Source organism: Armatimonadota bacterium (assembly GCA_018268395.1).
Lineage (GTDB): Bacteria > Armatimonadota > Fimbriimonadia > Fimbriimonadales > Fimbriimonadaceae > JAEURO01.
In genome coordinates, this window is the sequence record JAFDWQ010000001.1 from 795,003 (window position 1) to 819,390 (window position 24,388).

Annotated in this window: 22 protein-coding genes; 6 read left to right on the forward strand and 16 right to left on the reverse strand. The window is 63.8% G+C overall.

The genetic code is table 11. The annotated features are described in order from the left end of the window. Window positions 1–6: 6 nt before the first annotated feature. The 10 genes from flgK to JST30_03635 all read right to left on the reverse strand — a co-directional run bounded on the left by flgK (window position 7) and on the right by JST30_03635 (window position 9,461). On the reverse strand, window positions 7–1,392 hold the full coding sequence (flgK, locus tag JST30_03590) for a flagellar hook-associated protein FlgK (GenBank protein ID MBS1713398.1): 1,386 nt from the start codon (window positions 1,390–1,392) through the stop codon (window positions 7–9). 16 nt (window positions 1,393–1,408) lie between these two features. Beyond that, entirely contained in the window at window positions 1,409–1,888 is a 480-nt protein-coding gene (flgN, locus tag JST30_03595; protein ID MBS1713399.1) for a flagellar export chaperone FlgN, read from the reverse strand. Then, complete coding sequence (locus JST30_03600; GenBank protein MBS1713400.1) at window positions 1,889–2,443, reverse strand: hypothetical protein; 555 nt, start codon at window positions 2,441–2,443, stop codon at window positions 1,889–1,891. 8 nt (window positions 2,444–2,451) lie between these two features. After that, the gene (gene flgI, locus JST30_03605; GenBank protein MBS1713401.1) at window positions 2,452–3,693 is read right to left on the reverse strand and encodes a flagellar basal body P-ring protein FlgI; all 1,242 of its coding nucleotides are present in this window, start codon (window positions 3,691–3,693) and stop codon (window positions 2,452–2,454) included. Between the two features lie 13 nt (window positions 3,694–3,706). After that, window positions 3,707–4,306, reverse strand: a complete 600-nt coding sequence (locus JST30_03610) for a flagellar basal body L-ring protein FlgH (protein MBS1713402.1) — start codon at window positions 4,304–4,306, stop codon at window positions 3,707–3,709. Then, window positions 4,303–5,499: a hypothetical protein gene (locus JST30_03615; GenBank protein ID MBS1713403.1), complete on the reverse strand. Its 1,197-nt coding sequence runs from the start codon at window positions 5,497–5,499 to the stop codon at window positions 4,303–4,305. The genes JST30_03610 and JST30_03615 overlap by 4 nt, the downstream gene beginning before the upstream one ends. Continuing rightward, on the reverse strand, window positions 5,499–6,287 hold the full coding sequence (flgG, locus tag JST30_03620) for a flagellar basal-body rod protein FlgG (protein ID MBS1713404.1): 789 nt from the start codon (window positions 6,285–6,287) through the stop codon (window positions 5,499–5,501). Before flgG ends, JST30_03615 begins: the two co-directional genes overlap by 1 nt. A 110-nt stretch (window positions 6,288–6,397) precedes the next feature. Continuing rightward, window positions 6,398–7,123, reverse strand: a complete 726-nt coding sequence (locus tag JST30_03625) for a flagellar hook-basal body protein (protein MBS1713405.1) — start codon at window positions 7,121–7,123, stop codon at window positions 6,398–6,400. A gap of 93 nt (window positions 7,124–7,216) precedes the next feature. Beyond that, window positions 7,217–8,350 (reverse strand): DnaJ domain-containing protein, encoded by a 1,134-nt coding sequence (locus JST30_03630; protein ID MBS1713406.1) that lies wholly within the window; start codon window positions 8,348–8,350, stop codon window positions 7,217–7,219. 118 nt (window positions 8,351–8,468) lie between these two features. Beyond that, entirely contained in the window at window positions 8,469–9,461 is a 993-nt protein-coding gene (locus tag JST30_03635; protein MBS1713407.1) for an NAD(P)/FAD-dependent oxidoreductase, read from the reverse strand. A 62-nt stretch (window positions 9,462–9,523) separates the two neighbouring features. Here JST30_03635 and mnmG point away from each other — a divergent pair, with 62 nt between their 5' ends. After that, a complete protein-coding gene (mnmG, locus tag JST30_03640; GenBank protein MBS1713408.1) occupies window positions 9,524–11,476 on the forward strand; it encodes a tRNA uridine-5-carboxymethylaminomethyl(34) synthesis enzyme MnmG in 1,953 nt (650 codons plus the stop codon). Here the strand turns inward: mnmG and JST30_03645 are convergent. Both JST30_03645 and JST30_03650 read right to left on the reverse strand, forming a co-directional pair. Continuing rightward, window positions 11,438–12,118: a hypothetical protein gene (locus JST30_03645; GenBank protein MBS1713409.1), complete on the reverse strand. Its 681-nt coding sequence runs from the start codon at window positions 12,116–12,118 to the stop codon at window positions 11,438–11,440. The genes mnmG and JST30_03645 overlap by 39 nt on opposite strands. 22 nt (window positions 12,119–12,140) lie before the next feature. Continuing rightward, a complete protein-coding gene (locus JST30_03650; protein MBS1713410.1) occupies window positions 12,141–12,710 on the reverse strand; it encodes a 5'-nucleotidase C-terminal domain-containing protein in 570 nt (189 codons plus the stop codon). Window positions 12,711–12,874: 164 nt separating this feature from the next. Between JST30_03650 and JST30_03655 the strand changes: the two genes are divergently transcribed. The 3 genes from JST30_03655 to JST30_03665 all read left to right on the forward strand — a co-directional run bounded on the left by JST30_03655 (window position 12,875) and on the right by JST30_03665 (window position 18,521). Then, window positions 12,875–14,059: a hypothetical protein gene (locus tag JST30_03655; protein MBS1713411.1), complete on the forward strand. Its 1,185-nt coding sequence runs from the start codon at window positions 12,875–12,877 to the stop codon at window positions 14,057–14,059. Further along, complete coding sequence (locus tag JST30_03660; protein ID MBS1713412.1) at window positions 14,040–17,570, forward strand: DNA polymerase III subunit alpha; 3,531 nt, start codon at window positions 14,040–14,042, stop codon at window positions 17,568–17,570. The genes JST30_03655 and JST30_03660 overlap by 20 nt, the downstream gene beginning before the upstream one ends. A 66-nt stretch (window positions 17,571–17,636) precedes the next feature. Further along, window positions 17,637–18,521, forward strand: coding sequence for a CAP domain-containing protein (locus JST30_03665; protein MBS1713413.1), 885 nt, complete (start codon window positions 17,637–17,639; stop codon window positions 18,519–18,521). Here JST30_03665 and JST30_03670 read toward each other — a convergent pair. Continuing rightward, on the reverse strand, window positions 18,518–19,675 hold the full coding sequence (locus tag JST30_03670; GenBank protein MBS1713414.1) for a M48 family metalloprotease: 1,158 nt from the start codon (window positions 19,673–19,675) through the stop codon (window positions 18,518–18,520). The two genes, JST30_03665 and JST30_03670, sit on opposite strands and share 4 nt — an antisense overlap. Before the next feature lie 144 nt (window positions 19,676–19,819). Here JST30_03670 and JST30_03675 point away from each other — a divergent pair, with 144 nt between their 5' ends. Then, the gene (locus tag JST30_03675) at window positions 19,820–20,266 is read left to right on the forward strand and encodes an SRPBCC family protein (GenBank protein ID MBS1713415.1); all 447 of its coding nucleotides are present in this window, start codon (window positions 19,820–19,822) and stop codon (window positions 20,264–20,266) included. A 60-nt stretch (window positions 20,267–20,326) separates the two neighbouring features. Here JST30_03675 and JST30_03680 read toward each other — a convergent pair whose 3' ends face one another. The 3 genes from JST30_03680 to JST30_03690 all read right to left on the reverse strand — a co-directional run bounded on the left by JST30_03680 (window position 20,327) and on the right by JST30_03690 (window position 22,177). Then, window positions 20,327–20,707 (reverse strand): hypothetical protein, encoded by a 381-nt coding sequence (locus JST30_03680; protein ID MBS1713416.1) that lies wholly within the window; start codon window positions 20,705–20,707, stop codon window positions 20,327–20,329. Window positions 20,708–20,794: 87 nt separating this feature from the next. Then, the gene (locus JST30_03685; protein ID MBS1713417.1) at window positions 20,795–21,277 is read right to left on the reverse strand and encodes a hypothetical protein; all 483 of its coding nucleotides are present in this window, start codon (window positions 21,275–21,277) and stop codon (window positions 20,795–20,797) included. Window positions 21,278–21,334: 57 nt separating this feature from the next. Next, a complete protein-coding gene (locus tag JST30_03690; protein MBS1713418.1) occupies window positions 21,335–22,177 on the reverse strand; it encodes a dienelactone hydrolase family protein in 843 nt (280 codons plus the stop codon). Between the two features lie 24 nt (window positions 22,178–22,201). Here JST30_03690 and aroF point away from each other — a divergent pair, with 24 nt between their 5' ends. Continuing rightward, complete coding sequence (aroF, locus tag JST30_03695) at window positions 22,202–23,233, forward strand: 3-deoxy-7-phosphoheptulonate synthase (GenBank protein ID MBS1713419.1); 1,032 nt, start codon at window positions 22,202–22,204, stop codon at window positions 23,231–23,233. The last annotated feature ends 1,155 nt before the right edge of the window (window positions 23,234–24,388 follow it).

The window sequence follows — 24,388 nt, forward strand, 5'->3', positions numbered from 1 at the left end:
TCGGCCTCACCTGTTCACCATGTTGATCACGTCTTGCGTGACCTGGTCGAAGATCGTCAACGTTTTGGCCGCGGCCTGATAGCTCCGTTGGAACTTGACCATGTCCGCCATTTCGTCGTCGATCGATACGCCGCTGACGGCTTGGATCTGGGCTTGCACCTGGTCGTTGACGACGACCTCCGTGTCCTGCGCCTGGATGTAATAGGCGCGGACGCTGGCAAGGGTGTCGACCGTCTGCTGGAAATAGCCCGAGAACGACTTCGTCCCTAGTGCGGCGAACCCAGAGTCCCGGATGCCGGACAAGGTCTGCGCCAGACCCCCGTCGCCTGCGTTCCCGCTGACGCCGGACATGACGTTGTTCACGTCGGCCTTCACAGGGTCGTCCAGGTCGAAATCGATGGCACCGGTCTGAGGAGGGACGGCGACGTCGTTGAAGAACTTCACGTTGGTCGTTCCGGCCGCGTTGGTTCCGGTCGTGTGGACGGCGTTGATCTCGGTCCGCAACGTATTGGCGAGCGTATCGAGACGGGATTTCTGGTTCAAGGCTTCGGAGGCTTGGACGAAGAGTCCCGCAAGTTGCCCGTTCCGGACGGGGTTGGTCGTCGTTCCGTCCGTGACAGTGCCCGTCGCGACGTCATAGGTCGACGGATAAGGCATCGTTCCTGCCGCGTCGACGACCGTGAACCCGGAGGCATAGACCGCCAAAGTCCCGTCAGTGAAGCGTTCTGTCTGCACGTCGACGAGCCCGCTCAGGTCGCGGACGGCCTGGTCCCGTTGGTCAAGGAGGTCGCTCGGCTCGTTCCCGCCCACCGTCGCCTGCTTGATGGCCTTGTTGAGCCTGTCGATCTGTCCCGCAAGGTCGTTGATCTGGCCGATCACGGTCTGGATCCGGCCCGTCGCGTCGGTCTGGACCCGGTCGAACTGTCCCCACGAGCCACGGATCCGGTCGGCCAGCGTCTGGCCCGCGTTCCGGACTTCGAACTTCGCTCCTGCGTCGCCAGGGTTCGCGGCGAGACCGGACCAGGAGTCGAAGAACTTGTCCAGCGCGGCCGAAATCCCGGAGTCGCTCGGTTCCCCGTATACCTGTTCGATCACCCCGAGCCCCGAGGCGGACATCCCGAACTTTCCAAGATTGCCCGCGCTCTGGTTCGCGCTCCGCTCTAAGAACAGGTCCCGCGCACGGCTCACCGCCGCGACGTGGGCGCCCTGCCCCATCGACCGCCAGCCGGACTCATAGTAGAGCTTCGGCTGGTTCGTCGCGAATTCGACGCGCTGACGCGAATAGCCCCTCGTGTCGACGTTCGACACGTTATGGCCCGACGTCTGTAGCGCTTGTTGGAAGTTCCTCAGCGCGTACGACATCATATTGATGCCGCTGAACGGGTTGGCCATACCGGTAATTGTCGGGTCAAGCGACCTGGTTCATCACCACGCTCGGAGCCACCACGGCCTGTTGATAGGGCCCTTGTTGCTCGGTGGCCGTGCGTGCGACCAGTGCCATCGTCCCGTTGACGTACTCCAGTTCGTTTTCGATCAGGGCGCGGTTCTTCGCGATCACCGTCTGGACGTTGCGTCCGACGACGATCACGCGGTTCGCAACCGACTGGATCTGCTGTGCTTCGGCTTTCTCAAGCGCCTGCGCGATGCTTCGAAGGCTAGGTTCCGTACCCAGCTCTTCGGCCAGCTCTTTCACGCAAGCCACGGCCTTCAAGTCGGTCTCCTCCATCTTGGTCATGAGGCTGTCCAGTTCGGGCTGGATCTTCTCGACCCGCTCCGGTTGGCGCAAGGTCAGGGCGGCCGTCTGCTCGTGCAGGCTCCGCAGCAGCCTCTCGGCCGTGCTCAGCCAGTCCCACCACAGTTGTTCGAGTTGCTTGGTCTTCTTTGCCATTTAGCGTTTGGTCTCCGATCGAGCCTGCGAGGCGGCCGCGACGGCCGACTTCACGAGGTTCTGTGCGTTGTCGAGGAAAACGATCTGTGCGATGCCGATCGAGGAGCGGCCTTTGGACGTCTGGTCGGCCACGGCCTGGTCCATCGTGTCGGTCGCGAACTGCGACATGCCGTTCTTCGGCTTGCCGTCGTAACTGATGCGGCGCATCTGTGCCAGCAACTGCCGGACGAAGATCGCTTCGATCCCCTCCGACGCCTTTTCAAGCTTAGCGAGCTCTCGCTTCGTCCCTTCCGGCAGGGTTTCAAGGTCGAAGCCGCCTCTCTCGTCGAGATAGGGACCGGCCTGTTTCGCGACGGTCCGCCTCCGCTCGGAACCGGCTTCGCCGACCCAACCGTTCAGCCGCTGTTCGAGGAGCCTTCGGAACTCGGGGCGCAACGAGGCCTCCTTCGATCCGGACTCCGTATTGACCGGGGCGGCCAGTCCCGTGCCCACGGACGAAGAGCCGGGTAGGACCGCCGACGACCCCTGAGGCACGGTACCGGGCAGTGGAGGCATCCGCACCGCTACTGCACCTTGATCCTTGCCTTGAGGGCGCCCTGAGCCTGGAGGGCCTGAAGGATGGCGATCATGTCGCGTGCGCTCACTTTGAGCGTCTGCAGGATCTTCGCGAGGTCGTCCAACGTCGCGTTCGGGGCGACGATCGCGACCTGTGCGGGCGGGTCTTCGGCCTGGACGGTCGGTACGGCGACGACGACCGTCTCCCCGTTGCCGAACGGTTGCGGCTGGCTCACGACGACGTCGGTCGAAATCGTCACTTGGAGAGATCCATGGGCGATCACTGCGGGGCCGAGCTTGACGTTTCCGCCGACGACGATCGTGCCTGTCCGCTCGTTGACGACCACGCTGGCGGGCGTATTGGCCATGACTTGCACGGCCTCCACCTTTTGGGCGGCCAAAGTGGGAGCGGTCCCTGTCGGGAACGCGATCTTGATCGTCGCTCCGTCCATCGCTTCGGCGCCCCAACCCGGGTTGGCCGACTTCAGGGCTTCAGCGGCACGCTGGGCTGTCGTGAAATCAGGTTCGTCCAAGTCGAAGAAGAGGACGTTGCCGTCGAAGACGAACTGTGTCGGGACCGACTTCTCGACGATCCCGCCCCCCGAGACGATGCCGACGTTGGTGTGGTTCTTGCGGACGGCGCTACCGCCCGCGCTGGCGTTGAAACCGCCGATGCTTACGGAACCAAAAGCCGTGCAGACCGGGGTCTGAGGATCGGCCATGCTGGTCAGAACGGTCGGAAGGAGCACACCGCCTTCCAGGCTTTTGGCGTCGCCCGACGAGCTGACGGTGACATCGAGCTTCGTCCCCGGAGCGACGAACGGCGGTAGTTCGGCCGTGATCATGACGGCGGCGATGTTCTTCGAACGCACCTGCTTCTCGTCGACCATCGAACCCCAGCGGGCCATCATGTTCGAGATCAAGGTCTTGGTCCACGGTGTCGACTGCGTATCGCCCGTGCCTCCAAGTCCGACGATGAGCCCGACGCCCTGCAAGATGTTCGACCTGGCGCCACGGAACCGGCCGATGTCGCCGAGCCGCACGGAGACGCCTTGCGTCTCGCCGTTGTGGACGGCCTCGGACTCTCTCGTCCGCTTCTCGTCGAGGAGTTTCTGGATTTCGGCCAATTGCTCCTTGGTCAATTGGGGAGGAGCCTGCGTCTGGCCGTTTCCGGGCTTGGCCCCTTGTTGGGCACAAGCTGCGAGGGACAGCGCGAGCGTGGCGGCGGTCAGAAGAGTACGGGCGAACACGTTCATAGTCTCCTTAGAACAGCCAGTCCAAGACGGTCGTGATCAAGCCCTTCTTCTGCTTGTCCTGGATCTGGCCCTTTCCGGCCAAAGACAGCTTCAGTTCGGCGACTTGAGAACTCAAAACGGTGTTGTCCGACTTGATGTCGAAGGGACGGACGACGCCGGAGAACACGATGGTCTCGGTGTCCCGGTTCGTCGTCAGGCTCCGGTGGCCCTCCACCATAAGGTTGCCGTTCGGAAGCACCTGCGTCACGACGACGCTCAGTTTCGAGTCCACCTTGTTCGTGTGCGTCGTCTTGCCGTCGCCTTTCGACGAGCGGCTCGAGCTGGCCGTGAACCCTCGGAAGAGCCTCTCTACGATGTCGAACACGAACCCCGGGGAGAAACTTCCGGTCTCGTTCTTCGACGTTTCGGTGTTGGCGGAATAGGTCGCGACCGTGTTCTCCGAGACGATGACGGTCAGGAGGTCGCCCGTCCGGCGCGCGACCCTGTCGGTCAAGGGGTTCACGTACGACCCGTTGAACAGGCTTCCCGGATTCTCCTTCTCCGGCGTTTGTTGGGCGTAGCCGACCACGACGGTCAGCACGGCGAGTGCAAGTAGGACGTTTTTCAAGATCGGACCTCCACAGATCCGTCCGGACGGGCGGTACCCGTGAGGACGGCTCCGGTATCGGGAATCTGGACGGTCACGGCGCCTCCGGCGAGGTCGACTTTCGTGACCTTGCCCTTGGTCTCGACGGTCAGCCGACCGTGCGTGACATGGACGGGAACGATCGACCCGACCTTCAGCCTGGTGGCGGGTGCGTTCGACTTCAACTTGACCGTTCTGCAGTTGAACCGGCGACCGTCGACATAGACGCCGACCGTGACCATGGTCTCGGCCGTTCCCGCTCCGACGGATTCGCAGACGAGCTCGAGATCACCCATGGGCACCGTCATGACGGGGCCAGGCGCCCCGCTTTCCATGCCCGCGAGGCCTTTCAGCTCGGAGCCCCGGACGGCAGCTTCGACGAACTGCTCGTGCGTGACCTGTTGGCCCTTTCTCACGACCCGGGCCTTTTCCGGACCGCCAAGGTCGACGGTCGTCGGATCGATCCCGAAAGATTTGACACGGCTCAAGATCCGGTTGCGGTCGACGATCCGTTCGACGCCGATCGGAGGGGTTTCCCCGATCTCGGACGAGCCGAGCCTTCCGGCCAGGGCCGGATCGGCATGGATTTCGGCGATCTCGCCCAACGTGAACGTCTTGGCCTCGACCTCGGACTTGTCGCGGAGAAGGATGAGGATCCGTCCGTCCGCGTTCTTGACCGGCTTGTTCGGGCTGGTCGTCCTCGCGGCCCCCGCCATAATGTCCGGCTTGACGGTCGGGACCGGCCCGGGCGAAGCGATAGGAGCGACCTTGGGGCCGTTCCCGCTCCGGACGACGCCTGTGTCCCCTTCGCCGGGATCGGCCAATGTCGGGCGGACCGCAGAGCTGAACAGTCCGTCCTCGGCCGTCGGCACAGCTGAAAAGACCGCCAGGACGAGCCTTCCGACGGTCCGTCCATCCGTAGTCACCGTTCCGTCGAGCGCGACGTCGATCCGTCGGACCCCGGCCGCGATCTCGAGGGCCGGGACGGTTTTGGCGCCGCCCTTCTCTCCCAGGCGCCCTTCGACGACGGTGAGGTCCGCTGCTTTGGCGTAGAGCGTCCGTCCGTCCCGCGTGAACCGCAGATAGCCTGGACCGTCGACCCGCACGGACACGGTCGGTGCCGACCATGCCACGACAGAGGCTAGGACGAGTGTCAGAAGGGCGAGAAACCGCATTATCGTTTGAGTCCGTTCAAAGTGCCGAGCATGTCGTCGGCGGTCTGGATCGCCTTGGAGTTGATCTCATAAGCGCGCTGGGCCGTGATCATGCGGACCATCTCTTCGACGACTTGCACGTTCGAGCCTTCGAGGAAGCGCTGTTGGAGCGTGCCCGCGCCCTGTTCGCCAGGGTTGGTCTCGATCGGGTCGCCCGATCCGCCGCCGGCTTTGAAGAGGTTCTGCCCCATCCTGGTCAAGCCGGCCGGGTTCGGGAAGATCGCCATACTGATCGAGCCGATCGGCGTCGGATCGTTGGTGCCCGGCAGGATCGCCGCGATCGTCCCGTTGGGCGAGATCGTGACGGCGGTCGATCCGGACGGGATCGTCGTCTGCGGCTTCACCGCGTAACCGTCGCTCGTCACGAGGAGACCGTTGGCGTCCGTCTTGAAGGCGCCGTCTCGGGTGTACGCCGTCGATCCGTCCGGCAATTCGACTTCGAAGAACCCGTCGCCGTTGATCGCGACGTCGTAGGGGTTCCCGGTCGCTTGGATCGTGCCGTAGGTGAAGTTCGTGGTGCTCGCCGCGAAGCGCGAACCGAGGCCGATCTGGGCGGCGGCCGGAAGGGTGGCCTCACCCCCGTTCGCCGCGCCCGAAGCCCGGTACGTCTGGTACATCAGGTCTTGGAACTCCGCCCTTTGGACTTTAAAAGCGTTCGAATTGACGTTCGCCAAGTTGTTGGCGATGACGTCGAGGTTCATCTGTTGGGCGACCATTCCGGTGCCCGCGGTGGTTAAGGCTCGCATCATGTGGCGTTCGTTCGCGTTTCAAGCGTCTTCGCCGTCCTAGCCGATCCACGGGTCGTGTTCGACGTCCCGTGCGCCCCTCTCCGACGTCCTGTCAGAGTCCGGTCAGCGTCTTATCGGCCTTGAAGGCTGGAGACGAGTCGTTGGGTGCTCTCGTCCTGGCTCTGCACGCTGCGCTGGGCCAGTTCGAAGGCACGGTTGAGTCGGATCATCGCGACCATTTCTTCGATCGCGTTGACGTTGGACGATTCGAGGGCGCCGACGGCGATGTCGGGGCTGTCGACGGCTTGGGCGTCGGTACTGGAGAAGAGGTTTCCTCCGACTTTGCGGAACGCGCCGCCGAACACGGCGATCTGTCCCACAGGCTTACCGCCGACACTGACGGTGCCGTCAGAGTCGACGTCGATGGTGCCGCTGGGAAGCGAAATCGGTCGGGACTGACGGTCAAGGACGGGGTGCCCATCTTTGTCGACGATCTCGCGGTCGCCGTTCAGATGGAAGGCGCCGTCCCGCGTATAGCGGACGCCTTGGGGCGTCTGGACGGCGAAGGCGCCGCCTTCGGTCTTGACGGCCAGGTCGAGGGGGTTGCCCGTCGCCGTGACGGCCCCGTTGCTGAAGTCGACGTATTGGCCTTTGATGACGGTGCCGCTCCCCAGGCTACCGAGCACCTGACCCTGACCGGCGTTGGCGGCCAATGTCCTGAGGAGTCCGTCGTTGAACGAGAGGCCGTCTTTTTTGAAGCCCGTGGTACTGGCGTTGGCGAGGTTGTTGGTGACGACGTCCAGCCATTGCTGGGCCGTCCCCATCGCCGTCGCGGCCGAGTACACACCTCTGTTCATCCCCCTCTGTTATCGGTGGAATTGCCGGGCCCTTCAGGGGCAGAACTTGGCAATCGACTTGAGGTTTTCAGGGTCTTGAGGTTACTTTTGCCGTCACTTCGGCATTCCGAGCCGCCAGACCCGGAGGACCTTGTCCAATCCGCCCGTCGCCATTTCCGTCCCCGACGGACTGAAGGCCAGACATGACAAAGGTTGCAGCGAAGCCTCGATCCGTCCGTGACCGATGCCGTGGACGACGTTCCAAAGACCGAACGACCCGTCGCGTGACGTGCTGGCGAGAAGCCAGGACCGGGGATGGAAGGCCATGGCCTCGATCGGTCGCTGATGGCCGAAGAACGTTTTGCGGAGCTTCTTGGAGGCGACGTCGAAAACGCGGATCGAGAGGTCGACGGCGGCCACGGCCAGCCAACGGCCGTCCGGGCTCACGGCCATCGACGTCACCGCCGAACGCACTTGTTGTACGACTCCGCGTTCGTTGCCCGTCCGTGCGTCCCAGAGCCGGACGGTGGCGTCGGCGGAGCCCGTCGCCAGCAAGCGCGAGTCGGCCGACCAAGCGAGCGCGGTCACGGACTCGCTGTGCCCTTGACAGATGTAGCGTTGCTGCCCCGTCTTGGCGTCCAAGACCCTCGCCGACTTTTCGACCGAGCCGACCGCCAGGAGCCCACCGTCGGGCGAAACGGATACGCCGACCGCCCAGTCCTTGGGCGCCTGACGCCAGACGGACGTCTGGCCTCCGTTCACCCGCCAGCACGTCAACTGCTGTTCCGTACACCCGGCGACGACCATTTCAGTGTCGTTCAGCGCGACCATCGTACTGGCAACGCCGCCCTCCAGTTTCAATCTGCGCTCGGACTTCTCGAGCCCGGGCTCCCACCAGTAGAGGTCGTTGTCGAACGAACACGACACGAGCCTCCGGGTGTCGGACGTGTAGGCGAGGGCGTAGAACGGTGTCCGAGGAGCACGGAGGCGGTGGACGAGGGTCGCCCGGACCGCATCGGGCCTTTCGGCCGCTTCGCGCTCGTCGTTGATCGGCTCCCCATAGACCTGCTCGCCGATCGAAAGGTCGTACTCCATCCGCCGGACGGGGTCGCTGAGGACCTCGAACGCGGCGTTGATCTTGGCCATCTGTTCGTGGGCCTTGGGATCGGGGTTCAGGTCGGGATGGTACGTCCGGGCCAACTTGCGATAGGCGTGGCGGACTTCCGTGCCTTGCGCCTTCGTCGGCACTCCCAGAATTTCGTACAGCGTAGGCAAGAGTAGGCTCGATTATGAAATCTCGGAGCCTCTGCGACGGGCATTTTGGAGCGTCAAGGACGAGGATTCGAAGGACGGTCTGGCGTCGGCGTCAGTGCCCGCCGAACTGGTCCATGTCCGACGAGTGTCCTGGAAACAACTTGGCAGAAGGGTCGATAAGGGTCTTTGCGATGCAGACCGCCGTCACCGCTTCGCCGACCCCTGTCGCGATCAGTTTGAGCTTTCCTTCGTACGTGCACACGTCTCCGACCGCGAAGACGCCTGGAAGCCCTGTCCGGTACAGGCCGTCCACCACGATCTGGTTTTTTTCGATCGTTAAGCCCCAGTCTTTGATCGGGCCGAGCGAGGATTTGAACCCGATATTGACCACGACCGCGTCGCACGGAAAATGCTCTTCTTCCTTCGAGCGAGTATCGACCAGGGTCAATCCCGACAAACGGCCGTCCCCGTGCAGCGCGGCGACCGATCGCCATAGATGGAACCCGATCCCGAGCTTCTCGACCTCTTTGACCGTCTCTTCGTGCGCCTTGAACTGGTCCCGACGATGGATCAACGTGACCTTGCGGGCGACGGGATGGAGGTTCACCGCCCAATCGAAGGCACTGTCACCCCCGCCGATGATCGCCACGTCCTTGCCTTCGAAGTCCGACTTCGACTTCACGCCGTAGTGAAGCCCTTTCCCCTCGTAATCAGGCTCTTCGACAAGGCCGAGACGGGTCGGCGAGAACGCGCCGGCACCCGCCGAAATCAAGACCGTCCGGGTCGGATAAGCCGCCCCGCCGACCCCCGTGACCGTCCAGCCTTCGTTGTCCCGCGTCAAGCCCGTGGCGGTTTCGCCCAAACACAGGTCCGGCCCGAACTGCGTCCCTTGACGAGCCAGGCCCGCGGCGAGGTCTTTGGCCAAAACGGACGGAAACCCCGGCATGTCGAAAACGTGCTTTTCCGGGTAGAGCGCGGTCAATTGGCCGCCCAGTTCGTCAAGGCTGTCGATGATGCGCACGGACATACCGCGCATGCCGGCGTAGAACGCGGCGAACAGCCCTACGGGCCCGCCCCCGATGATCGTGAGATCGACCCTGGTCATGTACGAAGGGTACCGGTCGGAAGCGGGCCGACCCGGGAAACGTCGGCCGGTACACTCGGCCGGTGGAGCGGTTCGACGTCATCGTCGTCGGAGCCGGGCACGCCGGAATCGAGGCGGCCCTCGCTTCGGCGCGCCTCGGCCGCAAGACCTTGTGCGTCACGCTCCGGCTCGACCGCATCGGCCACTTGCCCTGCAACTGCTCGATCGGCGGACCGGCAAAGGGCCACATCGCGCGCGAAGTCGACGCCCTTGGAGGCCAAATGGGCGTGACGACCGACCACACGTTGACGCACCTCCGCAAAGTCGGAACAGGCAAAGGTCCGGCCGTCCAGACTACTCGGGCCCAGGTCTGCAAGTCGGACTACCCCGCCTTCATGCGCAAGGTCTTCGAGGCCCAGCCAGGCATGACGGTGTTGGAGGGATCGGTCGACGGGGTCGCGACCGGTCCGGAGGGCGTCTGCGGGATCGAAGTCACCGCGTCGGACGGTGCGCGCCTCTCCATAGCCTGTCGCGCCGTCGTCCTGACCACGGGCACGTTCCTGAACGGTCTGTGCCACGAAGGGCGCAACAAGACCGTGGCGGCACGGGAAGGCGACCGGGCGGTCGTGTCCCTCAGCGACTTTCTGCTCGATTTGGGAGTACGGATCCGAAGGTTCAAGACCGGCACGACACCAAGGATCCGGGCTGGAACCATCGACTTTTCGCAGACCGAGGTCATGCCGAGCGAGCCTGAAGCGGGCCCCTTGAGCGCGCTCCACGACAGGCCGCTCCCCCGACGCGGGCTTCTTCCCACGTGGCAGACCCGCACATCGGCGGCGACCCATGCCTTGTTGCGCGAGAGACTTGGCGAGAGCGCGATGTACTCGGGCGAAATCGAGGGCGTCGGCCCGCGGTATTGCCCGAGCATCGAGGACAAGGTCGTCCGGTTCGCCGAGAAGGACTCTCACCCGATCTTCCTGGAGGTCGAGGAGTGGGACTCGGACTCCGTCTACGTGCAGGGCTTTTCGAGTTCGATGCCCGCCGAAGTCCAGCTCGCCGCTCTTCGGACGGTGCCCGGACTGGCCGCGGTCGAAATGATCCGGCCCGGATATGCGGTCGAATACGACATGGCCGACCCCCTCCAACTCTGGCCGACGCTGATGTCGAAGCTCTTGGACGGGCTGTTCCTGGCGGGCCAGATCAACGGGACGAGCGGCTATGAGGAGGCCGCGGGGCAAGGGATCGTCGCGGGGATCAACGCCGCCCGCTATGCGACGGGCGAGCCCGAACTGACGTTCTCGCGCACGGAGAGCTTCATCGGCGTGATGACCGACGACCTCGTGACAAAAGGGGTCGAGGACCCGTACCGGATGCTCACGTCAAGGGCCGAGCACCGCCTTGTCCTCCGTCACGACAACGCCGATCTGAGGCTGACCCCTTTGGCCGCGCGGATCGGCCTGGCCTGTGAGACGCGCCGCCGCCGTCTTGAGCAGAAGCAGGAAGCGATCGCCCTTGGCAAGTCCTGGTTGGAGGGGACGTACGTTTTGGAGGCCCAGTCGACAGCGGTCGAATCGCGAGGTTCGTCACCCGTGCGCGGCCGGGCCTCGTTATGGGACCTACTGAAGCGGCCGGACCTCGACCTCGATACGGTCGAGCAGATCGCGGCCGAATGCGGCTTCGGGCCGTCCGACCGGCTTCCAGACGCAGCCAAGGACGGTGCGTTCGGGGCGGTCGGCCCGACCGCACGGGCCCAGATCGAGATCGAGGCCGTGTACTGCGGGTATCTCCAACGACAGGTCGACGAAGCCGCGCTGGCGAAGAAGATGGAGGCCTTGCGGATCCCGAAGGAGTTCCGGTTCGACGAACTCAAGGGGTTGAGCCACGAAAGTAAGGAGAAGCTCGGCCGGACGCGCCCGACCACGGTCGGCCAGGCAAGCCGGATCCCTGGTGTACGTCCGTCGGACGTCGCGCTCCTGATCGGCCACTTACGGCACGGGTCAGGCCGGACGGAGCAGACGGAAGCGCCGGTCACCTGAGCCGTCCCGCAGGAGAACGGCCGCCTCGAAGACGAGACCGGCCCCCTCGTTTTGGTCGGTGGCCTTCTCTTTGGAGACCGTGCGTTCAAGGACGCCTTGTAAGGCCGCGACCACATCGTCGAGACCTGCCTTCCGGTCGATCTTCTCGAGTTCCGTCTCGACGACGGACTCGTCCGCCTTTTCGGCCGCGAGGCAACAGCGCATGTGTTCCGTGCTGAAGTCGCCGTCATAGTCGAGGCAGTAGTAACGGTCGTCTTCACAGGCGGATCCGACTTCCATGAACATCGCGCGGGCGACCCACGGCGCAGAGCTGAAGTTGGCGAACGCTTCCTTGACAGGTTGGCTCAGGGCGTTGACCACGCGTTGGATGGAGACGTCGTTCTCGCTCCGTTGGAAGCCCTCACGATGGGAGAAGTCGACGGCGGCGACGCGGAGGGACTCGATGTCCGACTGCTGACCGATCCCGGCGTACATGAGACGGTCGTAGACCTCGTAAACCTTCTGCACCCGTTTACGGTAGGTCGCAGTGACGATCCCGGCATCGACCGACAGCGCTAGGACGGGGATGCCGGCTGCGATGCGCGATTCGATGAACTGGGCGCGGTGGGTGATCGCTTCTTGCCAGTCGAAGGGCGAGATCATCCCTTCATCCTAGCACGGGGCTTTAGCCTTGGACCCGCCACCGGGGATCGGCTTCTGTACCGGACTTGCCTTTGAGGACGGCCCCCATGTTCTGGTTCGGAAGGGTTTCGGCGATAGCGCCTTTGTCCCAGACCGTGAAATATCCGAGCCCTCCTCGGGCGAGGGATCCGGGCATCGCGACACGGTAGGTCTTGTCGTTCTCAAGGTTGGCCCCGGACAATGTCACGGACACGATCCGGTGGTTCGGATCGGCGGACTTGTTGAACGTGGCGACGATGCCGGAAAGCTGGAGGAAGCCAGGGTTGGGCGAGGGGTAGATGCCCACGGACTTTTCGAGCGCTTGCCGGACTTGGGCGCCGGTCAGTTTGACGACGCACACGTCGTCGGCCGGGAACAACAGCATGCCGGACAGTTCGCCGGCTTTGAACGTCGGCTTCAAGACGCCCGCAGGCAAAAACGCGAGGTCGGCACGGGTGGACGTTCGTAAGGCGTCGGCGGCGGCTTGAGCCGGGCCCGACGACTCGGTGTCAGGGCCCGCTAGAGCGGCTACGGCCAACAGTGCGGCGACAACGGTCAAAGCACACTTTCGCATGTGAACGCCACGGTCATCACTATAGACTCTCGGGATGTCGGAAGGTTTCTAGAGGGCCTAAGGTTCGGAGGCTTGCCGGAAGCCCTAGGCCGACGATATGAGGACCGGATCCGGGGTGCGCCCCTCGTGTCCCGGCCGTATTGCGTCTATAATAGTAGACACATATGCACTATATCCTCTACGTCGCACTGGAGGGGTTCTACGTGGCCGACCAGGACGACGGATCCGGTCGCGCGACCGTCGTCCATCAGGACTCCACGGTGCTGGACGCCTGCAGGCTCGCTCGGGAACGGGGGGTCGTCCCTGGGACCGCACTGTCCGAGGCCAAGTCCATCCTCCGCGAGGAGGGTCGCTTTCTTGCCTTCTCCCCAGACGTCTATGCCCGCGCCCGTGAGGAGTGGCTGGACACGTGCCTGCGGTTTTCAGACAGGATCGAGCCAGGACGACCGCACGAGGCTTACGTCGATCTGACGGGCCATGCCCGTCCGGCCCGTGCCGCCGACGAGCTACTCGCCGCGCTCGCACCTCGGCAGCCGGTGGCCGGGTTAGCCCCGGCGAAGTGGATCGCGCGGGTGGAAGCGAGGAGCGTGGACGTCGGCGCAGCGGCGTTCGGACTTCCGGTCATGGAGGCCTTGACCGATGTCGCCTCGTTCCTGGGCAGGATCCCGACGACCCTGCTCTTGCCCATCGCCGCTCCGTACCGGGAACGGTTGTGTTTTCTGGGATACCGCTGGACCCGGGACGTGGCCCGAGCAGGTCTTCACGAACTCAGGTCCCAGTTCGGATCTGACGCCATCGCGATACAGGAGGCTGCCCAAGGGAGGGTCTTAGACCAGGTCGCGCCCTCGTATCCCGAGCGGTCCCTGACCGTGTCGTTGGAATTCGGCGCGGCACTCGACGACAGGGTCGTCCTCGACCTGGGCCTCCGGCACCTGGCGCAACGGTGCGCGGCCCGATTGTGCGAGACCGACCAGACGGCGCAGGGCGTAGTGGCGCGGTTCGAGTCCGAGGATGGCGCGAGCGCGCTGGGGAAACGGGAGTTCGCCAAGCCAGCGCAGACGGCGACGGTGTTGGCCGCAGCGTTGCACGCGTTGTGGGACACGTCCCGTTGCCCGTTCCCGCCTGTATCGGCCACGGTGCACCTGACCAGGCTGAGACCGGCCCCGCGTAGCCAGCGATCGTTCACCGGAACGGAATCGTACGCAGAACGGTCGCAGACCTGCGACCGCGTCGTGCGGACGCTCACGGCAGCCTACGGCGACGGGACACTGGTGAAGGCGCGCGATCTGCGCGTCCCCCGCAGGGAACTCGTCCTGCGGGCGTGGAGACATGCGACAGGATGGCATTGAGGTCCTCGCCCGCTGGCGCGAGGCGGGCGAATGGTGGAGCGGCGAAGAGCCCCGTGAGATCGTCCAGTGGCGGGACCGCAAAGGCGTGCGCCGCGAACGGATCCGGACGATGCCGCACGTCGCCCCTACCCACCAAAAGGTGGATTGGCACGAAGACAACTCCGTCGAGATCACTTTAAGACCGCGCAAGACGCGGGACGAGAAGGTCATGACCGCGTGCGGCGCTTACCGTGAGCCCGCCCCGTCCTTGTCACGATCGCCCCAAACGACGTATGCCCCGCTCCACCTGCAGTCGGGTTACTCTTATGGGAGGAGCGTGCTGCTCGCCCGAGAGATCCCACGGAGGTGCGCGACGCTGGGGATCACGGCAGCGGCCCTGGTCGACAGGTTTTCATTGACCGGAGCGATGGAGTTCGCGAAGGAGTGCGCCGATTGCGGCGTGAAACCCTTGATCGGCGCGACCTTCGAACTCGACACCGGTGGCGAGGTCGTCCTGATCGCCAAAGACAAGTCCGGATACGCGTCGTTATCGCGGCTCGTCACGGACTGCCATCTGGAAGAGCCACGGCTCTTCCCTTTATGCGACCGTGAACGGCTCGAAAGGCACACACGGGGACTGCTATGTCTGACAGGAGGGGACTCGGGCAGGTTGGACAGGCTCGTGGTGGCAGGACGCTACAGAGAGGCGTCGGAGTGGCTCGCGTTCCTGTGCGGGCTCTACGGACATGGGGACGTCTTCGTGGAGATCGAGCGGACATCGTTACCCTGGGGACTGTCGACTGAAAAGGCGCTGACCGAACTGGCGTCGGTACACGGCGTGCTCTCCGTCGCAGGAGGCAGCGTGACCCACGCCCGTCCAGAGGACTTCGCGGTGCAAGACGTCGCGCTATGCGCAGAGTCGCTCTGCACCGTGGACGAGGTCGTGGGGAGGAAGTCTACGCGCCATCCTGACCAGCCCCCTCTCGACGAGCGACCGTTGCGCGCCTTGAACGGGGAACGCTACCTGCGCAGCCCGATGGAAGCACGGAACGCGTTCGCGGGACGCCACGACCTCTTGGAGAACACCCGGTGCGTCTCCGAGCGGTGCGACGAGGACGTGATGCCTGGCCGGACGAGGCTTCCCGAGATGTTCGGAGACGGTCCTAGCGTCCTCCGCGAGGCGACCATCGCCGGCGCGCACAGGTGGCACCGCAACGTGTCCCGCCCGTTGATGAGGCGGATCGAGCACGAGTTGGAACGCATCGCCCGACTCGGGTTCGCCGATCACTTCCTGGTCGCGTGGGAGATGTGCGAATGGGCCCAGAGCCGACAGATCCACTTTAGCGGGAGAGGGTCGGTCGTCGACTCGGCTGTCGCTTACTGCCTGGGGTTCAGCCGTATCGACGCCTTCAAGCACAACCTCCACTTCGACCGGTTCCTTCCTGAAGACGGGAGCAAACGGCCAGACATCGATATCGACTTCGAAGCCAAGAGGAGGGAGGACGTGCGGACCCACCTTACGGTGAAGTACGGCCGGGACCGTGTCGCCACCGTCGCCGCGGTCGGAGCCTACAACACCCGCGGGATCATCCGCGAGGTCGGAAAGGCGCTCGGACTGTCCCCAGAAGCGATCGGGTTCCTGGCAAAGCGCATCCACGGAGGCGTCGTCCCCGACCAGTTGGAGAACGCGCTCGACAAGCGTCCCGAACTCCGCGACAGCGCGATCGACCGAGGCCGGCTCCAGTGGTTGTTCCGTCTCGCCCGCAGCCTTGCGGACGTACCGCGCAACGTTCGTGCCCATTCCTCCGGCGTCGTCATCAGTGCGGACCCGCTCTGCGAGACGGTGCCCGTGCAGTGGTCAGGAGGAGCCTCCGGCGACGAAGAAGACTTCCTCCGGATCGTCCAGTGGGACAAACGCAGCGCCAAACACTGCTTTGACAAGTTCGACATCCTGTGCCTGCGCGGACAGGACGTGCTCTCGGGTACGGAAGCCAGGGTGAGGTTGCGCGACTCTGGCTTCGATGTCCGAGAGATCGGGACTTCGGACGAGGAAGCGTTCCGGGCGATGCGGGCCGGAGAATTGATCGGCGTCCCTCAATCGGCCTCTCCCGCCATGCGACAGGCCCACATGCGGCTCCGGACGCAAGACCTGCACGACGCGAGCCTCGTACAAGCCGGGATCCGCCCTGGAGTCGGCGGTGCGGTCAAGCTCAACGAGCTGATCGCGAGAAGGCGCGGGCTCAAGCCGTTCGGGTTCGACCATCCGGACTTCGAAGGCATCCTCGGACACACTTACGGCATCGTCGTGTTCCAAGAGCAGATCGACCAGCTCCTCCAAGTGTTCGCCGGTTACGGGAGCGGCGAGGCCGAAGACATCCGCGACGAGATCCATAAACGAAGGCGCGAGGACTATGGCCAGGTCATCCGTGACGAGGTCGTCAACCGTGTGGTGAAGAACGGGTACCCGCAGAAGACCGCCGAGCAGGTGTTCGAGTATGTCGCGGGATTCAAAGGCTACGGGTTCGCCCAGGGTCACGCCCTCGCGTTCGCTGAGATCTCCTTGAGGTCGATCCATTGCCAACAGAATTTTCCGGCCGAGTACTTCGCCTCCCTTCTCGACGCCCAGCCCGCAGGGTATTACGGCCCGTGTACCCTTGTCAACGAGGCCCGCGCCAGGGGCGTGACGCTCCTTCCGGTGGACATCGGCCGTAGCGGCCCCGGGTTTCTCGTCGAAGACGTCAGGAACGAAGCGACCGGAGGACTGCTCGTCCCCAATGCCGGGATCCGGGTCTCACTGGGTTCGGTCCACGGGCTTTCGAGAGCTACGGTCGACCGGACCGTGGCAGAGCGCGACGTGCGACCGTTCGCCGGGTTTCCCGACTATGCGGCCCGGGTGCGACCGTCGAGGGACGAGTTGGAGAACCTCGTCCTGTGCGGAGCGTTCGATTCGAGCTTCCCGAACCGTAGGGCCCTGCTATGGTCGGTGCCATCGATGCTCGATTGGGCGAAGAACTGCTCGGAAGGCCTGTTCGGCACCGACTCGTCTCCGTCCCCGTTCGTCGATCCCACGGTCCCGGACTTTACCGATGCGGAAAAGGCCGTTCGAGAACGGCAGATCCTTGGCCTGGACGTGGCCCGACACCTGATGGGCTACGAACGGGAGCGCGTGACCGCTCGCGGCGGTGTCACGTGCGAAGAGGCGAGGCGTCTGACGGACGGGAAGAAGGCGATCGTGGTCGGTAACGCGATCCGCCTGAGGTTCCCCCCGACGCCGAGCGGGAAACGCGTGGTGTTTTTCGACCTTGAGGACGAGAGCGGGCTCTTGAACGTCACGTGCTTCGACGCGGCTTACCGCCGCGACGGGCACGCGATCGTGACGAGCCCGTACGTCACGCTCGTCGGCCGGAGCCAATGGCGGGACGGTCATTCTGCGTTCATCGTTCAGCGCGTTTTCCCGTACAGCCCCGTCATCACCCGGCTCGTCGACATTGAAAAACTCCCGGTCGTCACCGCGGATTTCCTAGTCGGTTGAGCTGTCGGACACGGAACGTCCCCTTATCGGTCGGTTCGAGTACAATCGCCTTCCTGGCGGCCCGCCATGTTAAAATTGCTTGCCCTTGCCGTCCTCTTTCCAGGAGTCCAAGACCCCGACAAGTCTGAGACCGCATTCACTGTACCGGGCAACGCTCCACCGACCGAAGAGCAAGGGTTCGCGATCGAAGTCTTGAACGGCTTCCGGTCGCTCCACGGGCTCGACGCCGTCTCCCTAGATTCACGGCTCGTATCGTCCGCCGAGTCCCATAGCAGGGCTATGGCCAAATCCAAGTTCCTGACCCATAAGGAAGAGGACGGCGCCATGGCCGACGCGTCGCGCCGTTCGCGCTCCTTCGGGTTCGAAGGGCCTGTGGCCGAACTCGTCGCGTCAGGGATGCCCAACGTCCCCTACAGCATCGCTTCGTTTATGGACGCCCCCTATCACCGGCGGCTCTTGCTCCGCCCAGGGAAACTCTCCTTCGGGTGTGCGGAAACGGACGGGTTCGTTTGCCTGGTCCTCGGCGGGACCGCCGCGGCCGGTACGGTCGTCTCTCCTCCTGACGGGTCGCAAGGCGTCCCCACACTCTGGGACGGGATCGAAGAGCCGAACCCGGTCCGCGCGAAAGGAGCGCGACCGCCCTACGGCTATCCGATCGCCTTCTACGCGTTCGGTCGCACCCTCCGCGACGTTAAAGCGACGTTCACCGAAGGCAGCGGGGCCGCCGTACCGTTCCATCTGAGCGAACCGGGCAACGATCCTCACGCGACCGATTCCGTGATCCTCGTGCCTAAGGCGCCTCTCACGCCCTCCGGATCCTACACCGCTACGGTCCAAGCGTCGCTGGACGGAGTTCCGACCACGATGGTCTGCCACTTCAAGACAGGGGCAGCGGAGACCTCGCGAAAGGCGCCGGAACCGGGCAAAAAGAAAAAGTCGTCTCGCCGTTAGTGGTCGGGCCAGATCCTATAGTTCAAGTCGAAAAGCACCTTCTTCATCGACGCCATCGCCGACTGGACACCCTTCGACCTTTCTGGACCGTCGTCCGACCGGACGTCGAACAACACTCTGGACTGCCCGATGACTTGCCCCTCGTCCGTGGACGACAGCTCGTAAAGCGCCGGGACCGAATCAAAGAACTGATTGACTTCGTAGAGGGCTTCGTCAGCCCGGGTCAAGGCTTCCGCCCCACCGAAAACGTGGATCTTCGTTTTCCCGAACCAAAGTTCGACGGTCCCGTTCTCGCCCGGCAAGACCTGTCCCCGCAGGGACTTCGTGACCTGACTCCTCTTGATCGAAATCTGGTTCTCGCCAAGCCGTTTCATGAGCGCTTTCGCCCGTTCGTCCGAGGGCGGGTGGCTCTGGTAGATCCCGTAGTTCATCGAGACCGAACCGCGGTCGCGGAACGCCAGCCTCTCCATAAAGGTGAGCATGCCGACCGGGTTGTACTTGCTCGCCAGCAGGTACTGAAGACCGCCAAAGTCGGCCGCCTCTTCGGCCTTGACCGACCAGCCGCTCATCATCGCCTGGTTCATGAGTTGGGTTCCGGTCACGATGCCCGAGGACTCGGACCCTTTGCTGAAGATCGCGGCAAGGATCAAAGGAATGCTGACCAGGTCGAGCTTGCTTTGCTCCTTCGTCAACGTCGCGACGTGCCGGAACGCGGCATGGGCGATCTCGTGAGCGACGACGCCAGCGATCTCATCGTCCGATTCCGCGAACTTAAAGACCCCCTCGTAGATGTAGATGAAGCCGCCCGGTAGTGAGAACGCGTTGACGTCGTCGCCCTTGAGGACCGTGAATTCGTACGGGAAGGGGCTCAGTTGTTTGTCGCCCCAAGTGACCGTGACCTGCTTCTGCCTGGCGATGGCAGAAAGTTGGTCGCCGATCTCTAAGAGCTTCTCGATGTACGCCCGGTTCTCGGAAAGGGGGAGTTCCTTTCGGACTCTCTCGGAATATTCGCGCCCGAGCTTCAGATCGGCGTCGATGTCCCGCTGGTGGCGGTCTTCCTTCTTCTGCTGCTGTGCCTGAGCCACCGGGGCCGACGGTGTGACCGCCGCACCCTGCACAGGAGCTAAGACCGCAAGACAGGCGAGTAAGGCCATCCGAGTTCTTTGACGCCCCAAGCGGGCGAGTGGCTCCATCGGCCCGGCGGGGTCCCGGTCGGCCTCAGGGGCATACGTGACGATACCAGAGCCACGCCCGCCAGGTTCCCTTGATCGGAGCGGCTGGTAGAATCGGCGGCTCCCATGCCGATCGTCGAGACCTCCGTTTGGATCAAGGCTCCATTGGACAGGGTGGTCGCTGTCGCTCAGGACAACGAGTCTTTCCCACAGTTCATGAAGGACGTCCTCTCGATCCAGATCGTAGAACGGGACGCCGGCCGCGTGGTGAGCGACTGGGTCGGAGTGGTTTCGGCCTTCGGGGTCAAGGTCCGTTGGCGCCAGGAGGACGTCTGGGACGACGGGACCCACGAATGCCGCTTCCGGCAGCTCCAGGGCGACTACGAAAAACTGGAGGGCACCTGGACGTTCCGGGAGGAAGACGGCGGGACTCGCTTCGACTCGACCGTGGACTATGTGTACGACGTGCCGACCATCGGTGCGCTCGTGAAGAAGGTCGTCCACGGGCTGGTCGTCAAGAACCTTCAGGACACTCTCGACGCGATCAAGTCGCGTTGCGAAGCGTCCGGATAAAGTCCGACGGCCGGACCCTAGGGGCCCGGCCGTCCGGTTTCGTCTGATCGGTCGGGAGCCTTAGTGGCCCGCGCCGGCTTTGTCGGCGGCACCCTTCGCGGCGTCGCCCATCTTCTCGGCGCCTTCCTTAGCGGCGTCGCCGGTCTTGTCGGCAGCACCCTTGGCAGCGTCGCCCATCTTTTCGGCGCCGTCCTTAGCGGCGTCACCCATCTTCTCGGCGCCGTCCTTAGCGGCGTCGCCCATCTTCTCGGCGCCGTCCTTGGCAGCGTCGCCCATCTTCTCGGCGCCGTCCTTGGCCGCGTCGCCGGTCTTACCGGCGTCCGGTGCACCGGCGCTGGAGTTCGTGCCTTCGGCCGGCTTCTGCTCTTCGCTCGGAGCGCAACCGACGGCAAAAGCGCCGACGAGAGCGGTCACGATGATCACATTGATCCATTTCTTCATTTTTTTCACCACTGAATCACGGAGCCGGAAACGGCACCGTACGGCATTATAACGTTGGCCGCTAGGGAAACGATCCCGGGTCCTGTCCTAGAACGACAGTTCGGAAAGTCCAGAAAGGTCGAGCTTGTCTGTATGGACTTCCTTGATCCTCCAGATCGGGGCAGGGAGGAAGACGAACCTTGTCCCCGTTTCGCGACCGAGCGTGATCACGACCCGGTCGATGTGGAGGTTGACGGGCATCGGACCGACCGCGATACGGAGATCGGCCGGCGTCACGATCTGGGCGGAGTCGCCGCTGATGATCGCGGCGGTGTTCTCCAAATAGATCTCGGGCTTGCTGTTGCGGATGTAGCGGGCGACTTGGGCCCGGTATTCGACGGGGACGTCGTTGTACGTCAGAGACCGGCTCAAATACTCCATGACGCTGCCGGACCGGCCTTCCCGGCTCGCGTCGACCGACTCCTTCAAAGCCTGATTGATCAGGTCCTGGTCTTTCGGTTGGAACAGGAAGGGCGTCGCCAAGATCAAGAGGAAGGCGGCGCATCCGACGATGGTCAGTGTCCTCTTCATGTCCGTGGCAACAACGGACGCCCTCCTAAAGTTCGCCATCCTGTCAGAAACCTCTGTTCAACCAAGGTTCTTCTTGTAGAACGCGAGGGTCTTCTTCCACGCGTCCCGGGCCGCTTCGCTCTGATAGCTTTTCGACGATGGGTTCGCGAACGCGTGGTCCGCGTCGTACTCCTCGACCTCGAGCGGCTTTGCCGCAGAGTGCATGGCGGACCGGAAGCCGTCCAGCACGTCGGCGTTGATCCATTTGTCCTTCTTCGCGAAGACGAAAAGGACGGGCGCCGACATCCGCTCCAATTCGCCGGGCGAGACGGAGGGCATGCCGTAGTAGACGACGCAGGCCTGGACGTCTTTGCCGCCCATGATCGCTGCCTTGTGCGACCATCCGCCTCCGAAGCAGTATCCGACCGTTCCGATCTTAGTCGCAGGTTTCGTCCCGTCGATGCCCGCTTTGATGGCCCGTAAGGCCGCATTGACGGTCGCCGACGCTTGGGTCGCCTTCACGGCGGCCATGTACTTGCCCGCCTCGTCGGCGTTCTTCGCGACCTTGCCCTCATAGAGGTCCACGGCAAGGACCCCGTACCCGGTCTCGGCGTTCAACGCGTCGGCCGTTTCGCGGATGTTGTCGTTCAGCCCCCACCATTCGTGGACCATCAGCACCACTTGGCCGTGGCCCTCTTTCGGAGCGTCCCAATAACATTTGACCTTGTCCTCTCCGACGTTGAGCGTCACCTCCTTGCCTGCGAGCTTGGCCACGGTCGGCTCGCGAAGCGTGTGGGCGCTGTGGAACTCTTTGTCCTTAGCGAACTGCGCCATCCCCTTGTCTTGAGGGACCGGTACGGCCGACTGCGGCTGGCAGGCGACGGCAGCGAGTAAGGGCAAGAGACCAAGGGTTCGGGACATCACATTGGTATATTACGTCCTCCCATGATCATCGTGATGCAGTTCGGGGCGAGCGACGCCCAGATCCAAGCCGTCTGCACGGTGATCAAAGAACGAGGCTTCGATCCCCTGGTCATGCCGGGCGAGGACCGTTTGGCGATCGGCATCCCCGCATCCCTCTCGCCGGACGACCGGATCTTCCTAGAGTCTGCGATCGGTTCGATCGAAGGCGTCAGCAAGGTCACTCAGACGAGCAGCCCTTACAAGCTGGCATCGATCGAGTTCCATAAGGAGCGGACGGTCGTGGAGGTCGGCGCGGTCAGGATCGGCGCAGGTTCGTTCACGGTCATGGCAGGGCCGTGCTCGGTCGAATCTTACGAGCAGTTCCGGGCCGCGGCCGATAGGGTGAAAGCGTCCGGCGCGACCGTCTTGAGGGGCGGGGCCTTCAAGCCCCGGACGTCGCCGTACTCCTTCCAGGGCCTGCAAGAAGAAGGGCTCAAGATCATCCGGCAAGTCGGCAAGGAGACGGGCCTCGCGACCGTCAGCGAAGTGATGAGCGCGGACATGGTCGGGCTCGTCGGGGAGTATGTCGACATCTTGCAGATCGGGGCTCGGTCGATGCAGAACTTTCCTCTGCTCATCGAAGCCGGTAAGAGCGGCAAACCCGTGTTCCTCAAGCGCGGGCCGTCGGCAACGATCGACGAGTTCCTCCTCGCCGCAGAATATGTCCTCTCCCAAGGCAACCGACAGGTCATCCTGTGCGAACGCGGGGTCATGCCCATCGACCGGGCCTATACGCGCAACACGCTCGACCTTTCGGCGATCCCGGTCCTGAAAGAGCACTCCCACTTACCCGTCGTCGTCGACCCGTCCCATGGGACCGGCGTGGCGAGGTACGTCCTGCCGATGGCCAAAGCGGCCATGGTCGCCGGAGCGGACGGCGTCATGGTCGAAATGCACCCCGACCCCAAGCACGCCCTCAGCGACGGTTCGCAGGCGCTCGATCCCAAAGCCTACGACAACCTGATGAAGGAGCTCAAGGCACTGGGGAAGGCGCTCTCCATCGAACTCGAATAGTCTCTCTTTCGGGTCAGGGACGAACTTCACGTGCCCGTCGGCGAAGGCCACGCAACGGCCTCCGGAGATCGGCAAGTAGCCGATCTCGGTCCTCGCCGGATCGTCGATCCCGGTCGCGTTCTTGCCCGAGAACGTGTAGACGAAACCATCGAACGTCTGTAACGACTTGACGTACGGCCCGACGCAGTCCTTGATGTCGCCCGAAAGCGGGAACAAGTCGTCGTTATCGGCGCAGTACATCATGATCCCGGTCGCGACCTGCTTGACCTTATCGATCGCCTCCTTGCGGTCCGCGACTTTCAGAGCCTCGGCGAAAGCGGCGAGGTCGACTTTCGCCAGTTCGCGGGCGTAAAGACGACCCTCGACCGTGTAGGCGATCCTATGAAGGTCGGGCGATAGCCAATGTTTGTCGACATCGGCCGCCACGAACGCCATGCTCTGCTCTTCGGCTTGACTCCCCACCATCCAGAGGTTCCGAACGGGGATTTTCTTCGACCCCGCCCCGGTCTCGGAATCGGCAAGGAGGGCCCTGATTTCTGGCTCGGACTCGCCGTCGCCGTACATCGCGATGGGCTCGGTCGTCTCGCTGATCAAGCCTGTCGTGAAGTTTGCGACCAAGGTCTTGTACGTTGCCCGTTTCCCGACCGCCGCGACCCTTGACACGCTGCCAAGCATGTTCTCACCGTCCTTCGTCCAACCTGACAGCATCGCCCTGCCCTCTAAGGAAGCCTGCCCCTTCTTGACGACGTTGCCTTCGAAGTCGTACTTCGTAAACCCGACCGTCGACTTGTATCCTGTGGCGTCGACGGGCGTGTTCCTGGAGAACTCCTGGACGACGAAGAACGGCCGGGTCGGCGAGATCTCGACCGAGGCGAACCGTCCTGCCTGCCGCTCGAATTTGAGCAGACGCTTGAACGAACCGTCGATCAAGGACAATCGGTCGACCGTCGTCACCGGACTGACGGCGCCCTCCTTGGCGGTGGCCGGAAAGTCCATTGAGACGAGGAGCACGGTATTGGGCACGGAGGTGAACTCCATGCTCGCCCTCGAGGCCATCAGCCTCTCCAACACGATCCTCGGAACATCGCGCACGGAACCGGACTTCGTGTCCCAGGCCTTCATCCAAAGCTGTCCTTGTCCACCGTTCCCCTCGAG